Below are 16,093 nucleotides of genomic sequence, written 5' to 3' on the forward strand. Positions count from 1 at the left end.
TAACCGAGTTTGGTGCGAAAATTGCTATGCGTTTTAACACTATTCCTGACCGCCTCATCAAACCCGATCCAACTAATTCACTGAGACAAACCATGAAACAACACCGACTAGCGATCTTAATGAGCCTTTGTTTTGGACTTTCCCAACAACCACTCGCTCACGCTGCTGCGGCGGCCACTATGCAGGCGACAGGCCAAGCTTCGAATGCCGCTGCCTACTACCGGTTTCCCGGCATCCGTGCGGACACAGTGGTTTTTACTGCCGAAGGTGATATTTGGAAGGTTGGGAGTAACGGAGGACAAGCGCAACGTTTAACAACCCATCCTGCTGCAGAGTTGTATCCAAGTCTCTCTCAGGATGGTCAATGGCTGGCATTCTCTGCAGCATACGAAGGTGCAACCGAAGCTTACGTCATGCCTGTCAACGGGGGATTACCGACCCGTATCAGTTTTGAAAATGACGTCGTCACGGTTCTTGGTTGGACGGCGCAAGGCGAAGTGTTGATCAGCACCCAAAATAGTACAGGCCCCGGTGCACACCGCATCATCGCCGCGATCAACCCGAAAACGATGGCACGTCGGGTGTTTCCCGTCGCGGATGCCAACGAAGCCAGTCTCGATGACACAGGTCGCTTTTTGTATTTCACGCGCTTCGGTCTCCAGATGACGAACGATAACGCCAAGCACTACCGTGGTGGTGCCACTGCACAGCTTTGGCGATATGATCTGCAAGGGAATGCTGAAGCGGTCCACCTATTTGCCTCCGACACGAGCAACAATAAACGCCCCATGTGGTGGCAAGGCCAGCTCTACTTCATCAGCGATCGCGACGGCAACTTTAATATCTGGCGCGCCAACCCTGATGGTTCTGCACCTCAGCAATTAACTCACCAAACCGCATGGGATGTCCGTAACGCCGCATTGGGTGATGGCAAAATTGTCTATCAAAGTGGTGCAGATCTGCACGTCCTTGATCTTGCCAACAGTGCCGATAAAACGCTGTCTATCCAACTGGTATCAGACTTTGATCAAGAACGTCAGCATCTGATCAAAAATCCCCTCGAGTTTTTGACCAATATCGACGTCGCAGGTAAAGGCGATAAATTACTCTTTACAGCACGAGGTCGCGTCGCAATAGCGAGCACCGGAAAGCATCGCCGCATTGATCTTGCAATCCCCCCTGACGCACGGGCGCGCAATGCCGTTTTTTCTGCGGATCAAAAACATATCTTCGCGATCGTGGATACCACGGGTGAAAACGAAATCTGGCAATTTCCTGCCAATGGCATCGGACCAGCAGAAAAGCTGACAAAAGACGGGTCAGTACACCGATTCCATCTCTACCCGTCACCGGATGGAAAATGGCTGGCACATACCGATAAACGTGGACGTTTGTGGCTGCTCGACTTGGCCACAAAAACGAATCAGATCGTTGATGATGCAGGTAAAAAAGGCATTCCCGAGTTCGACACCATCGTCTGGTCTACGGATAGCCGCACCGTAGCGATTGTCAGACCCGATACCTCAGCACAACGTCCTCAAATTGGATTGTATTCACTCGCTGATAAACAATTGCGCTTTGTGACCAGCGATCATTATGAATCACGCTCACCCGTTTTTTCGAGTGATGGACATTGGCTGTATTTTCTCTCGGACCGCCAGTTTAAGGTGACCAATAATGCACCATGGGGCGACCGCAACCTTGGCCCTGGTTTTGATAAACGTACCGGTGTTTTCGCACTGGCTTTGCAGAGTAAACAAGTTTTCCCATTTAAAGCGGAAGACGAATTACATGCTGCCAATGACAAAGACAAAGACAAAGACAAAGACAAAAAAGAAAATAAAAAGAGTGACGCAGCAGGTGCAGATAAAGGAGAAACCGCATCGACAAACACGAAGACGCCACCCGCCATCGATTACAACGGTCTCACTACACGTCTGTATCAGGTGCCCTTGGCGACCGGCAACTATCGTTATTTAGCGAGCGATGATAAGCGCCTGTATGTCTTCGACCAAGATGGTCAGGATGAAAAAGGGGATGTGAAAACACTCGCTATCAGTAACACGACACCGAAAGTGGAGACTTTTGCGAGTGGCGTGCGCTTTTTTGATGTGTCTACTGATAAAAAACATGTTGTCTACCAGACGGCATCGCCTGTCGGCCCCGTTGCCGATGATTTTGTCATCGTTGACGCGGGAGCAAAAGCGCCTGGCGATCTGAGCCAATCAAAAGTCAATATCAAGGACTGGAGTTTTATCGTCGATCCGCGCCAAGAATGGCGTGAAATGTTCAATGATGCGTGGCGTATGCATCGTGACTTTTTCTATGACGATCATATGCGTGGTGTCGATTGGAACGCCGTCCGGCAGAAGTACGCACCGCTTGTGGAACGCGTGACCGATCGTGCCGAGCTCAATGATGTGTTGGCGCAAATGGTCAGCGAAGTCGGCGCATTGCATTCACAGTTCCGTCCTGGTGACCAGCGAAAAGCAGCTCCTGAAGGCGTACCAGCGGCACTGGGTGCGGTGTTAAGCCGTACCAATGAGGGTGTCAAAATCGAGCACATTTACCGTAGTGAACAAGAGTTGCCGGCGGAAGCGGGTCCTTTGGCACAGCCTGATGTCGATGTCAAAGAAGGCGATACGATTTTGGCAGTCAATGGTCACGCCGTTACCGCTGCACGTGATATTGCTGATCTCCTGATCAATCAGGCGGATAAGCAAGTACTACTGCAAATCAAACACGAAAAACAAGCACCGCATGACGTCATCGTGACACCAGTTTCGATGAAGAAAAACGCCGATCTCCGCTACACGGATTGGGAGCAAAGTCGTCGTGAACGCGTCAATCAGGCATCAAACGGTAAGATTGGCTATCTGCATCTACGCGCCATGGGACCGGAGGATATTAATACCTTTGCCCGCGACTTCTATAGCAATATTGAACGCGATGGATTAATCATTGACGTCCGCCGTAACCGTGGTGGCAATATCGATAGCTGGATCATCGAAAAGCTATTGCGTAAAGCTTGGGCATTCTGGTCCAACCCTGTTGCTGCGCCGTCAACCAATATGCAGCAAACCTTTAGAGGCCATTTGGTGGTGCTCGTCGATGAGCTCACTTATTCCGATGGTGAGACATTCGCCGCAGGAATCAAGGCACTGAAATTGGCACCACTGGTCGGCAGACGCACGGCTGGAGCGGGTGTATGGCTATCGGATGGCAACGCCCTGTCAGACAATGGCATGATCCGTGCCGCAGAAAATGCGCAATTTAGCATGGATGGCCAGTGGTTAGTGGAAGGCATTGGTGTCATCCCCGACGTCAATGTTGAAAACCTGCCGCATGCGACATTTAACGGCCAAGATCAGCAACTAGAGACAGCATTAAAGATGTTGCAAGATAAGTTGCAAGCGGAACCCATCAAAGCCATGGTTCCGCATGCATATCCACCATTGAAGTAATCCTTGCCACCAAGGATCAACCAAAGGCGGATCTCATCATTAAAAGGTCTCTTGTGCCATTGGCCAAGAGACCTTTTTTGCACATGGAGCACGTTGACCTGTTAAGGTAGCGTCATTTAGAATCAGTTGCAGTTCATCACCCCTATTCATGGTGAAACGGTCCCTCCTCTTCCTTCAAAAAGGTGGTCGTTTCATTCTATTGCGAAGGTCGCTATGTCCCATACCAATCCGCCAGAAAAAAACACTGCTGCCACACCAGCACCCTCCAGTCATCTTGCTGGCATTCTGGGTACAGCCGTGGTCCTCGCACTTTTGTATTTTGGCAGGGACGTGCTGATCCCGATTACGCTTGCCATTTTATTGAGTTTTCTCGTCGCTCCGATGCTGCGAGCAATGCGCAAAGTCGGTATTGGTCAAACCACCTCCGTTTGGATAGCCGTCTTGGTGCTGACCTTAGGCATTGCTGCGGCAGGCACTGTGATCGGGACGCAGTTGGTCAAACTAGCAAGCAGTCTCCCTCAATACGAAGAGACAATTCACGATAAATTAGCCACGTTGCGGGAACTCACTGATGCGCAATTTGACTCTCTGAGCGGGCACGCAGACAAAGTTTTCAGTGATCTCACGCGAAAAGATCCTGAACAACTCAGTAATGCAGAAAAAATGAAATCCGTCGCCGATAAAAATCCAGACGCGCCGGTGCTCGTTGAAATTCAGGAGCCTGCGTTAAGACCGCTCCAGTTATTACAAAAAATCATGGCGTCCGTCTGGCCTCCGATCGAGATGGCGGGCATCGTCTTGATGGTGCTGATTTTTGTCTTGCTCGAGCATGAATCGCTCCGTGACCGTCTCATTCGGCTCATCGGCAACAACGATATTCGCGCCACCACGATCGCCGTCAATGACGCGGGCGAACGTTTATCACGCTTCTTTTCATCGCAATTTGCGGTCAACTTTGGTGTCGGCTTCTTGATTTTTGTTGGGCTCAGCATCATTAGCCTACCGCACGCCATTTTGTTTGGCACGCTCACTGCGATCCTGCGATTTGTCCCTTATGTGGGTGTTTGGCTAGCGGCTGGGTCAGCGATTCTGCTGGCTGCAGCGATTGAACCTGGATGGGGTCTGGCGGTCATCACGTTTGTCATCTTCTTTTCTATCGAAATGATTGTTGCCCAGTTGGTTGAACCGCAGTTGTATGGGCACTCAACGGGACTCTCGCCTCTCTCTGTCGTTATTGCTGCTATTTTCTGGAGTTGGATCTGGGGACCAGTGGGACTGGTCGTTTCCACGCCACTCACGCTCTGTCTTGTTGTGGCAGGAAGATATATCCCTGCGCTGCATATTCTAGAAATTTTATTTGGTGAAGTACGCGCACTAACACTTGCGCAGAATTTTTATCAACGCGCTTTATCCGGTGACGCCACCGAAATTATTACGGCTGCTCGCGCATACATGAAGCGTAAATCTTTCGCGAGTTATTGCGATACAGTACTGATGCCAGCACTCCATTTAGCAGGACACGATTTGGAAGAAGGAAAAATTCATCCAGACGAAAAACTACGTCTTGGGATGGCAATTGGTACGGTCATTGAAAGCCTCGATGGCAAAACGCATACGTGGAAAAAATCAGAGCATGCGACTTTTCTACAAGACATGTCACTAGGAAAACACCTCCGCGCCCAACGCGAAAAATTAAGTGGCCCTCGCCAAGGATCGCTCGATGTCCCGCCAGGCAGCATCGTGTTATGCGTTGGATTGACTGATGTTGGCAACGAGCTTGCGACGGAAATTCTCGTCCGGGTACTGCGCCATCATCGTATCGATGCACGTCATATTTCACCCGCAGATTTAACGGCGCCACCACCGCCTGGAGCAAAGCCGGAGAGTATCTCTGTTATTTGCGTTGTCAGCACATCGCCAGAGAAAGAAGCCGAACAAAGTAGCTTGTTGCTGTCTGACCTGAAACAACGCTTCAGCAATATCAACCGTGTTCTTGTCTTGTTGCCTAGTCCGTATGAACACACCCACTTTCATTCTGAGGAAGAAAAATCCATTACCTACGCCGATGACGTCGCACGATCGTACGAATCCGCGCTCAATATCTGCATCGCGAGTTTACATCGAGACGTGTCGTACGCGGCGTAGCTATTGCATCCGCTGTGCTCCCGCCTGCGCGGGAGCGACGAGAGATTGCGGGAATGACGGAGAGAGAATTTACGACCTACTCGTTCGTCATACTCCGCGAAAGCGGGGTATCCAGTGCGCGCAAGCGCTTTCGCCGTGTATTCACAATTCAACTCCGAAATAGGCGCTAACGCGCCACTGGGCTCCCGCCTGCGCGGGAGCGACGGGAGATTGCGGGAATGACGAAGAGAGAAATTACGACCTACTCGTTCGTCATACTCCGCGAAAGCGGAGTATCCAGTGCGCGTAAGCGCTTTCGCCGTGTGTTCGCAATTCAACTCCGAAATAGGCGCTGCCGCGCCACTGGGCTCCCGCCTGCGCGGGAGCGACGGGAGATTGCGGGAATGACGGAGAGAGAATTTACGACCTACTCGTTCGCCATACTCCGCGAAAGCGGGGTATCCAGTGCGCGCAAGCGCTTTCGCCGTGTGTTCACAATTCAACTCCGAAATAGGCGCTACCGCGCCACTGGGCTCCCGCCTACGCGGGAGCGACGGGAGAAATTACGACCTACTCATTCGTCATACTCCGCGAAAGCGGGGTATCCAGTACGCGGGAGCGACGGGAGATTGCGGGAATGACGAAGAGAGAAATTACGACCTACTCGTTCGTCATACTCCGCGAAAGCGGGGTATCCAGTGCGCGTCAGCGCTTTCTCCGTATATTCACAATTCAACTCCGAAATAGGCGCTGCCGCGCCACTGGGCTCCCGCCTGCGCGGGAGCGACGGGAGAAATTACGACCTACTCATTCGTCATACTCCGCGAAAGCGGAGTATCCAGTACGCGGGAGCGACGGGAGATTGCGGGAATGACGGAGAGAGAATTTACGACCTACTCGTTCGCCATACTCCGCGAAAGCGGAGTATCCAGTGCGCGGGAGCGACGGGAGATTGCGGGAATGACTGAGTGAGAAATTCCGACCTACTCGTTCGTCATACTCCGCGAAAGCGGAGTATCCAGTGCGCGTAAGCGCTTTCGGCGTGTGTTCACAGTTCACCTCCGAAATAGGCACTGCCGCGCCACTGGGCTCCCGCCTGCGCGGGAGCGACGGGAGGGAGAGAGAGAAAGAGAGATTGCGGGAGCGTCGAAGAGCGATTGCGGGAGCGACGACATCAAATACTTATCGTCTATCTGCCTCAGTCCCCACCACCTCTTTATACGCATGCCACGTCGCATGACCAATGATCGGCATCAACACAATAAAACCAAGATTCCAAGTCAAAAAGCCAATCACGACACTGATCACAATCAACAGTGCCCAAACCATCGTTGCAGGTGCATTAATAAATAACGAGACAACGCTGATAATCATCGCCGTAATCGCATCGGTATCGCGATCTAACATTAATGGAATTGATACCCAGCTAATGGCAAAAACAATACTGGCAAAAATAAACCCAATGCAGGCATAAACGAGTACAAATTCGAGATGGTCTAAGGAAAATAACTGTTCTAAAAACCCATGCATTGTCGGCATGCCTTTGTTATAAAACAGGGCGAAAATAATCAGCGAAGCACGTGCCCATACCATCAGCACCACCGCGAGGACGAGCGCGAGGACGCCGATATTGCTCCATCTGCCACGCATTGAGAAAACACTGCCCAGCATGCCTGAACGCAAGTTTTCGATGCGTCGGCTAATGTCATATAAACCAAGCGCCAGCAATGGTCCGGCTAGCAAAAATCCACAACTCAATGCCGAAACATATTCAGGCGCATTGTGTAATACGAGATTGAGCACCAATCCCATGACGGCAAAGCAGACACCATAAAAAATACTGCTTCCACCCGAGGCTTTGAAATCAGAAAATCCCAAACTCAGCCAGCGAAATGGTCGAAACATCGCAACACGTCGAATCGGAGGGAATGGCGATTCGGTATCGATAATCGTTTTAATGTCAGGTGGTGCGCTATCACCTTCCCTGCCCTGCGTGAGATCGGACATGTTGTCTCCATTCGTAGATCATTCTTGGAATATATTTTTACGAATTACCACGTACAGCGACTTCATACTAGAGCAGTCCTGTGTGTATTGACAATTGATTTGCATCAAAATACATCAGTCATCGACATTGCACTGCAAAAAAGAAAAACCCGGCACAGTAGAGCACTGTCCGGGTGAGATGTGTCGAGATCAACCGCAGGTGAAAGGTCTAGTGCAATGCTTGGGGGCTTATTCTTCTAGCGCACGCTCAATTCGGCGGTCAGGAATCAACCACATGATCGCGGCAGCGACATACAAGCCCATAGCAACACAAGGCTGGAGATACGACACCCCAATCGCAGTGAGGTAGATGACCGGTGATATTTTGCCTTTCAAATCGCTACCAACCGCTTTTTTCAGTATGGAGTCCGGCCCCTGACTTGCAATGATGCAATGCTGCAAGATAAAGTAGGCAATCGCCGACATAAGCAAAACAAGGCCATACAAGGCCGTCGGATTGGCAGTGAAGTGATTTTCCCCCACCCATCCGGTCGCGAACGGAATAAGCGAGAGCCAAAACAATAGATGCAGATTGGCCCACAGAATCCCACCCGTAACACGACGGCACATATGCAGCATATGATGGTGGTTATTCCAATAAATGCCGACGTAGATAAAACTCAGCACATAACTCAAAAAGACGGGGAAAAGCGGAAGCAAGGCACTCAAATCACTGCCGTGCGGTACTTTCATTTCTAGTACCATAATGGTGATCAAAATAGCGATGACACCATCACTGAATGCCTCTAATCGATTGGTATGCATCAGATAACACTTTTTTTCATCAGGAAAAACAAGCGACCAACATGGCGCGCTGAACGCATTGCTGCCAGCGTCCATCGTTCGCGCTAAGGTATCTCAGAACGAGACACCTTTCCATCCTACCATCCGACCTCACTCCAGCCAACTGTATGAAGTCAGCCACCGGCTCAGCTCATTGGCATTGCCGAGGTTTAATTTATCAAAAATATGAGACCGATGCGTTTCAACGGTGCGCGGTCCTGTTGGCGGAATAAGTTGACGGGCAATATCTTTATTGGAATACCCAAGCGATACAAGGCGGGCCACCTCGCGCTCGCGCACGGTCAGCTCGCTCCAGCGTTGCAATGCCTGCATCCGAGCGTAGGCCTCGTCGATGGCACCAGGCAATTTTTTTAATAATTGTTCGACGTCTGGTTTCACAATCCAATCGTAGGCACCTAACCGAACCGCCTCGAGTGCCGTTGGAATATCGCCGTGACCAGACAAAAAGAGAGTCACAAGTGGGCTGTGACGAAGCTTCAATTCTTCTAAGACCGATAAACCGCTGATGCCCGCCATTCGCAAATCTAGCACCACGCAACCTGGCTTACGATGATCGACGGTTGCCAGAAAAGACTCACCCGACTCAAACGTTTGAACGGGCAAGCCCTGTGAAAATAACAGCATATGCAGCGATCGGCGCAGCGCTTCATCGTCGTCGACAACATATAACATCAACGGTACATCGTTCATTGGCTTATCGGTAAAGTAAATAAAAAAACAGCGCCACCCTCTTCACTGTGATCAACAATAATGCGACCACCATGGGCTTCAATCACGGTGCGACAAATATTTAATCCAAGACCCAAGCCATCCTGTTTGGTCGTAAAAAAGGAGTGAAACACTTGTTCTGCTAAATGAGGAGGAATACCCGGTCCATTATCTGCCACACGCACTTGAATCGTACGCTCAATTTGTGTGAGGCTGACGGCTAAGCGATGATGAGATGGCGGTAAACTTTCCATAGCTTGCATGGCATTTTGACATAAGTTGATTAACACTTGTTGCAGGAGTACGCCATCCCCTCGAATCGATGGAAGCGCGGCATCCATCTCGACGCTCACGACCGTTTGTGTTTGCTGTATTTCATGTTGCAGCATCGCCAGCGTATCAGTGACGACGGTCTGCATGGAGACCAATTCATACGCACGACGCTGTGGATTAATCAATGCTCGGACGCGTTTGACGATTTCACTGGCGCGTTGAGACTGCGCGACAATATCCCCCAAGGCGGCGTCTAACATCGGTGGAACACGATCGTTTGCCAGCGCTCTCGCAGCCAGCGCAAAATTAGAAATGGCCATCAATGGTTGATTAAGTTCGTGGGCCAGCGTTGACGCCATTTCGCCTAAACTCGCAAGACGTGCGCTACGCTGCAACTTCCGTTCTTGCTCATGATGACGATCTTTAATCTGCTTTTGCACCGTGATATCAACGATAGAGCTCATCCATCCCTGTCGCGTTCCATTTGAATCAATTAACGGTGCTGTGTAGACCATAATGAAGAGGTCATCACCCATACGGTGACGGATGCGAGATTCAAAACCATGGGGTGTAGAACGACCGTTTAAGAGCTGCTGATTGTTGCGCCAGTGTTTTTCTAATTCTTCCGGATGCCAATAAGGATAAGGAGGCAAACAACCTAAAAGTTCATCTTGCGTATACCCAACCATGTCGCATAGTGCATTGTTCACGTAGATGATCTTCCCTGCATCATCGCGCGCAATCATCCCGACCAATAAGGCATCTTCCATGGCCTTGCGAAACGCCTGTGCTTCTTGCAGATCATGCGTTCTCTCCAGGACACGCTGCTCTAATTCGCGTCGAGCATGCTGTTGTTCAATGAGGCGACGTTGATGCAACCGCCAATAGAGAATACCCAGTAGCAGCACGACGCTTAATAGACTCGCGATCATCAATGCTTCCAACTTAGCTTGCTTCACGTCTTCGACATCACTGGTCACAATCAAGGTCCAGCCCAGTTCAGGTAGATACGTTTCGGTGGCAAGAAACGAGCGCGTGTGGTCTTTGATGGTCGTGTGCAAAACAAATTCTGGCGTCTTGTTTGCTTTTTCTAATTGCCAAGGTAATAGCGCAAATTGTCTGGAAGCGCCATATTGGCTGTGTGTTTTCAACCAAGTCACATCGGCTGCAGATAAGGCTTCTTTGCTTTGGTAAAGCCATGCTGGAACAGAACTCAGAAACACAATGCCGCGACGGTCCAGTAAAACAAGAGGGTCCGTACTTTTAGACCACACGTTCTCTAATGCCTCCAAGCTCACTTTCGCCACCATGATGCCAATCACCAGCGACTGGGACATCACGGGCTTGGCAATAAACAACCCAGAGGTGCCCGTGGTCAGTCCTAGTCCATAAAACAAGCCAGTACGACCAGCCAGTGCATCCTCAAAATACGGGCGCTGCCGGTACGACTGACCGACAAAACTCTCAGGGCTATTCCAGTTGCTTGCAGCGAGCGTGACGCCATCAACGCCGATCACATAGAGGGCAGCAGCACCGGTCTCTGTCCGTAACCTTGAAAAATAGTCATTCACCTTTGCTTGTAACGCTGCGTTGCTGGGTTCACGCAGCAAGGAAATCACATCAGGATGCTGGGCAGCCGCAAAGGGTAGATAGTCATATTTTTCAACGATTCCCCGCAAGCCTAAGACCTGCGCCTTGGCGGTCTGTTCGATCGCACGCGTCTTTGTCGTAATTTCCCGCGATTCCATCCATCGTCCAGCACACACAATCAATACTAGATTGGCAAGCATAAACAGCCCCCACTGCACATAGCGACGCCATGACACAGGAACATGTGAAGAAGAGAAAAAAGGAAACGTCATACTCAATGCGTGTTTATACCAACCAAAAATAGGGTTCAACCCCAGCGCAAGGATCATAGCGAGACTTCGTCAGCGTGTGGTTGCTTATTTGCTTTCTCCGTAAAACTACGGAGAGCGGGATGGTGATTCACGCGGATTCACCGATGCGCACTTTTCTGAATAATGACATCACAGAACATAAAACAATGATTCCCCCTTGGAGACACGCAATGACATCAATAAATGCAGACTCAATCTCAAGTACAGCTGAAATACAACAACGTTCAGCCGCCATAGAGACGAAAGAAGCGATCAGCTTTAGTCGGCTTCGAGCCATTCTGATTGGTTCAGCAGGAAATCTCGTGGAGTGGTTTGATTTCTACTGTTATGCGGCTTTTTCTTTGTATTTTGCCAATTCCTTTTTTCCGGCACAAGACACGACAGCCCAAATGATGTCAACAGCCGGCATCTTCGCTTTGGGCTTTTTTATTCGTCCAGTTGGTGGTGTGCTGTTTGGCTACGTGGGTGACCGCTACGGCCGCCGCACGGCATTGATGGCATCCGTGCTGCTGATGTGCTTTGGCTCATTATTGATTGCCTGTGCTCCCACCTATGCAATGATCGGTATCTGGTCACCATTGTTACTGTTGCTAGCACGCATGATCCAGGGATTGAGTCTCGGCGGCGAATACGGTGCGAGTGCCACGTACTTGTCTGAAATGGCAGATTCAAAACACCGCGGCTTCTATGCGAGTTTTCAGTATGTCACGCTGATTGGCGGCCAATTATTGGCCCTGTTGTTACTCCTTGCTTTGCAACATTATTTTTTAACTGCGGAAGCATTGCGTGAATGGGGTTGGCGCATTCCCTTTGTTGTCGGCGCGGGTTTGGCGTTACTGGCGTTGAGGATGCGTCACGACTTGCCAGAGACGCAGTCTTTCCAAGCAGCACGCACCAAAAAAGCAAAGCTAGGCGGTTTGCGTCAGTTAGCACGTTATCCGAAGGAAGTCATGCTGGTGATCGGACTCACAATGGGCGGAACACTGGCGTTTTATGTGTACACAACCTATATGCAAAAGTTTTTGCGTTTATCCGTAGGGCTCACTGATGCACAAACCACAGCCGTATCAGCCGGTAGCTTAATTTTTGCGATGTGCTTACAACCCCTCTACGGCGCCTTATCTGACAAGATTGGGCGACGTCCACTGCTGGTCGGTTTTGCCGCCCTCGGTACGCTACTGACGGTTCCTTTACTCACCGCCATCCGGCACGCTGACGGGCCTTGGGAAGCCTTTTTCCTGATTGCCTGCGCTTGGATGATTGTCTCTGGCTATACGTCGATTAATGCATTAGTCAAAGCAGAAATGTTTCCTGTCGAAATCCGCACCACGGGCGTCGGTGTTCCTTATGCCTTCGCTGTGTCGATTTTTGGTGGAACAGCCGAATATATTGCCTTGTGGTTCAAATCATTAGCGCTTGAAAGCGGTTTTTATTGGTACGCAACGGCTGTGATTTCTTGCACCCTGCTCGTCTGCTGGAGCATGCGTGATACAGGAAAAACATCACAAATTAATTTAGACAATACACAGACCACCGAAACATAAACCAATAAAAAAAGCCCGGGGGCTGGTCCATCCACCCGGGCAACACAAACAGATCGTCGATGAGATCGTCGAAGAGATTGTCGATTAAATACCTGCCAAACCTTGCATACTGATCTTCGTCACGGTATTCATCAAAACAGGGCTCCCCACTTTCGTTAAGGTACCATCGCTGCCGATGCTATAAGCAATCACTTCATCATCCGCTAAATACGCGGTGTACAAAAATTTTCCATCAGGGCTGATCCAAGAATCTCCCGCAACTTTTGCAGAGTCCTTCGCCTCTGTTGCATTTTTCAATGTGAGTGTACCGTTACTTGCGATGGTATAAGAAGAGATAGGACCACTGCCGTTACCGACATAAGCAAACTGACCATTTGGTGTGACAACCAGCCAGCAAGGACCGGCCTGTGCGCTCGTCAATGGTGTACCAATTGGTGTCAATGTCCCACCGTTCACACTGAATGCTGCCAATGCTTTGTCTGCAATATCCGTTGAGAGATATAAGGAATTATTCACAAAAGTACCTGCGAATGGTGAGACGATTCCCGACGTATTGAGTGTGCTACTACCTAATGTACCATCGGCATTCACCGCATAGCTGGCCACCGCATTGGAACCTGTACCAGTGCTCACATACACAAACGCACCATTTGGCGATAAGGTAACTTGGGTCGGACTCACTGGATTACTTGCATTGGCTGGCACGGCATACGCACCGATGAGTGTCAATCCACCATCACCATTCACGTTATACGCTTGCAGTTTTTCAGAGCCACCTTCAAAAGAGACATAGAGATGTCCATTATTGAATGCAAGACTCGTTGGGAATACCCCAGCAGTCGTATTAACGCGTTTCAGTGTCAGATTGCCAGTAGTAGGATCAATCGCAAAAGTGGAGACGGTATTGTTACCTGCATTGACAGCAAATAACGTGGAATGATCGCTTGAGATCACGACACTATTTTGACTAACCAATGAATCAGGAACAGACGTATTTGTCGTGTCACCAAATTTCACGCCGTTCGTGCCAATACCACCCGTAAATACACGATTCTGTACCGTCAACGAACCATCTGCATTCCGCGACATATGAACAATCACGTTCGCTTGTTCGTTCGTTTGTGTATAGAGTTGATTCATCGCGACGGGCGCCGGCGGTGTTGGAGTTGCCGCTGGTGTCGTTGTCGACGATCCACCGCATGCGGATAAAATTCCTGCAGCCGTGAGAATGGTAACAATCGTAATTTGCTTGGTATGAATGACAAAACGCGACATAGTGACTCCTGAATAAGAATATGTGTGATAGAACAAAAGATGCTTCGGTCAATTTTTAAATTAAAAAAAAATCGCCAAGACAAAACAATCTGAAGCACACCGACTCACTCCCTCACCGCGCTATGTATTACAAAAAATTAGCGTGAGTTTGCCCTATCCAAGTTACACGTCATGTGCAATGGAGTCCTTGTGTAGCAAGAAAATTTCATCTTGCTGTTTGGTCGAGGTAGTAGAAAATTACTTACAGATTTTTTAAAAAAAAATCTCAAGAAAAGAAAATAGCGCTAGCGAATAGCCACTACAAAGACCCATATTGCCCCGACATAAAAAAATCGTGCGAGGTGACTAAAGGTAGGAAATGAAATAGATGAAGAGAGAAGGAAGAGATGCGATACAAAAAATACGCAAAGGATGTCGTGGCTAATGACATCCATCGTCATTGAAACACCATCAAGTATGAATCAAACGACCACCTGCAAAAGACCAATTTTCCCAAGTCGTTTCTTTAAATACCACCATCACATTTTCGGGATGAATATTTTGGTCACTCAGACGGAGCATCAGGCTTTCGAGTAATTTCTTTTTGACCTTCACACTACGCCCCACTGACCACAACACTTCGATGAGAACAAAATTCTCGTCGCGATCTTGCTTCGCATCAGGATAACGCGGATCGTACCTAAAGTTCACGGCATCGAGTTCGATTGCTCGTTGAAATAAGTCGTCGACAGGGACACCTGATTCGACCAAGGCACCGTGCACTGAATCGAAAACGGCATTTTTGAAATCGACCGTTTTGGGACGGCGCAAAGTAATGGTAATTAAAGGCATCGTTGTTCTCCCCTCAATCAGGTCAGGTCAGTTGTTTGTCACAGGCAACATAAAGTTTTACTACATGATAGAAAATAAATGACACCAGAAAATATCTATGACAATAATTAACAAGGTAGAGATACAACCAGATGAAAGCAACGGCGTCATGATCGTTACTTGTCTACTTTTCGTTGAGAGGAGTACACTCTTGTTTAGCGATGAACGTTTTTCATGCTGAAATAGCATCACCGCCTTTCGTTTTTGCGGCCTTACTTCAGCAAGAAAGCGCCTATCCATTCATTACTCGCCCATCAAAGCATCACAAAGGCAGCATGTATTTATTTACATCTATTAAAACGGGCGTCGTTTCTGCTGTATTAAGCATCTTATTGATATGGTCAATTGGGTGCGCTGCACAAACCCCTGGTTCGAATCTGACTGTCGTGACTGTCATTACGGCAGAGTCTCGTGATGAAAATGGTGAACTAATACCGCTGCGCCCAGAAAACCAAAAATTATTAGACAATGTTAGCCGTATTGCAGGTATTCGCTTCGATATCCGACGTATGCCCATCCCCCGACTGCTTGATGCAGTGAAGCAAGGTGAAGGTATTGGATATGGGATTTCAAAAACAAGTGAGCGCTCAACGTATCTGGCTTACTCCGATCCTGTGTTTACCGACAATGTCTGGCTCATCGTGCGTGACGATGCCGGCATTGAAAACTCCACACTCGCGGATTTGAAGGGAAAGTCGATTGGTATCGTGCATGGAATCCGTTTCAACGATGAAATTGATAGCCAACGCAACGTTTTATTCAAAGTGGAAGAAGATCCTGCGCAACTCGCATCTCGCTTAAAAAAGCTACTTTCAGGACGTATGGATGCGATGCTCTTTAACTCGCGTGCACGCAGTGCCAAAGAGCTAGAAAACGAACTCATGCAGTATATGCAAGACAAGAATATCCGCGCAAATACACAAAATAAACCAGGCATTAAAGTCATTGCCCGACCGTTTCTCGCTGACGACGTTTATTTCGTCACGGCGCTCAATGCAGACAAGACTATCATCAATAGAATTAATCTCGCTATGGCAAAGGCCCGTAAGATGGGTGACATGCCGCCGCTCGCCAAGCCATAAAG

General features: G+C 49.2%; 10 protein-coding genes. 4 read left to right on the forward strand and 6 right to left on the reverse strand.

The genetic code is table 11. The features are described from left to right. Positions 1-92: 92 nt before the first annotated feature. Together ACO0K2_RS17225 and ACO0K2_RS17230 are read left to right on the forward strand one after the other, a co-directional pair. Positions 93-3,464, forward strand: a complete 3,372-nt coding sequence (locus ACO0K2_RS17225) for a S41 family peptidase (RefSeq protein WP_423021096.1) — start codon at positions 93-95, stop codon at positions 3,462-3,464. A gap of 213 nt (positions 3,465-3,677) precedes the next feature. After that, a complete protein-coding gene (locus tag ACO0K2_RS17230; protein ID WP_423021098.1) occupies positions 3,678-5,609 on the forward strand; it encodes an AI-2E family transporter in 1,932 nt (643 codons plus the stop codon). 1,161 nt (positions 5,610-6,770) lie between these two features. On the opposite strand, the gene ACO0K2_RS17235 is transcribed toward ACO0K2_RS17230, so the two are convergent. The 4 genes from ACO0K2_RS17235 to ACO0K2_RS17250 all read right to left on the reverse strand — a co-directional run bounded on the left by ACO0K2_RS17235 (position 6,771) and on the right by ACO0K2_RS17250 (position 11,281). Continuing rightward, positions 6,771-7,595: a DUF2189 domain-containing protein gene (locus ACO0K2_RS17235; protein ID WP_423021100.1), complete on the reverse strand. Its 825-nt coding sequence runs from the start codon at positions 7,593-7,595 to the stop codon at positions 6,771-6,773. A 228-nt stretch (positions 7,596-7,823) separates the two neighbouring features. Continuing rightward, the gene (locus ACO0K2_RS17240; RefSeq protein ID WP_423021102.1) at positions 7,824-8,399 is read right to left on the reverse strand and encodes a TMEM175 family protein; all 576 of its coding nucleotides are present in this window, start codon (positions 8,397-8,399) and stop codon (positions 7,824-7,826) included. Positions 8,400-8,528: 129 nt separating this feature from the next. Continuing rightward, complete coding sequence (locus ACO0K2_RS17245; protein ID WP_423021104.1) at positions 8,529-9,128, reverse strand: response regulator transcription factor; 600 nt, start codon at positions 9,126-9,128, stop codon at positions 8,529-8,531. Further along, positions 9,125-11,281 (reverse strand): ATP-binding protein, encoded by a 2,157-nt coding sequence (locus tag ACO0K2_RS17250; protein WP_423021106.1) that lies wholly within the window; start codon positions 11,279-11,281, stop codon positions 9,125-9,127. Before ACO0K2_RS17250 ends, ACO0K2_RS17245 begins: the two co-directional genes overlap by 4 nt. A gap of 209 nt (positions 11,282-11,490) precedes the next feature. Here ACO0K2_RS17250 and ACO0K2_RS17255 point away from each other — a divergent pair, with 209 nt between their 5' ends. Then, positions 11,491-12,864 carry an MFS transporter gene (locus ACO0K2_RS17255; RefSeq protein WP_423021108.1) on the forward strand — a complete coding sequence of 458 codons (1,374 nt, stop codon included), beginning with the start codon at positions 11,491-11,493 and terminating at the stop codon, positions 12,862-12,864. Positions 12,865-12,948: 84 nt separating this feature from the next. Here ACO0K2_RS17255 and ACO0K2_RS17260 read toward each other — a convergent pair whose 3' ends face one another. Next, positions 12,949-14,139 (reverse strand): lactonase family protein, encoded by a 1,191-nt coding sequence (locus ACO0K2_RS17260; protein ID WP_423021110.1) that lies wholly within the window; start codon positions 14,137-14,139, stop codon positions 12,949-12,951. 450 nt (positions 14,140-14,589) lie between these two features. Then, complete coding sequence (locus ACO0K2_RS17265) at positions 14,590-14,970, reverse strand: tautomerase family protein (RefSeq protein WP_423021112.1); 381 nt, start codon at positions 14,968-14,970, stop codon at positions 14,590-14,592. A 200-nt stretch (positions 14,971-15,170) separates the two neighbouring features. On the opposite strand from ACO0K2_RS17265, the gene ACO0K2_RS17270 reads away from it, so the two are divergent. Continuing rightward, on the forward strand, positions 15,171-16,091 hold the full coding sequence (locus ACO0K2_RS17270; RefSeq protein WP_423021114.1) for a substrate-binding periplasmic protein: 921 nt from the start codon (positions 15,171-15,173) through the stop codon (positions 16,089-16,091). Positions 16,092-16,093: the final 2 nt, after the last annotated feature.

The sequence above is a fragment of the Undibacterium sp. MH2W genome (assembly GCF_049340215.1).
Classification (GTDB): Bacteria; Pseudomonadota; Gammaproteobacteria; order Burkholderiales; family Burkholderiaceae_D; genus Undibacterium.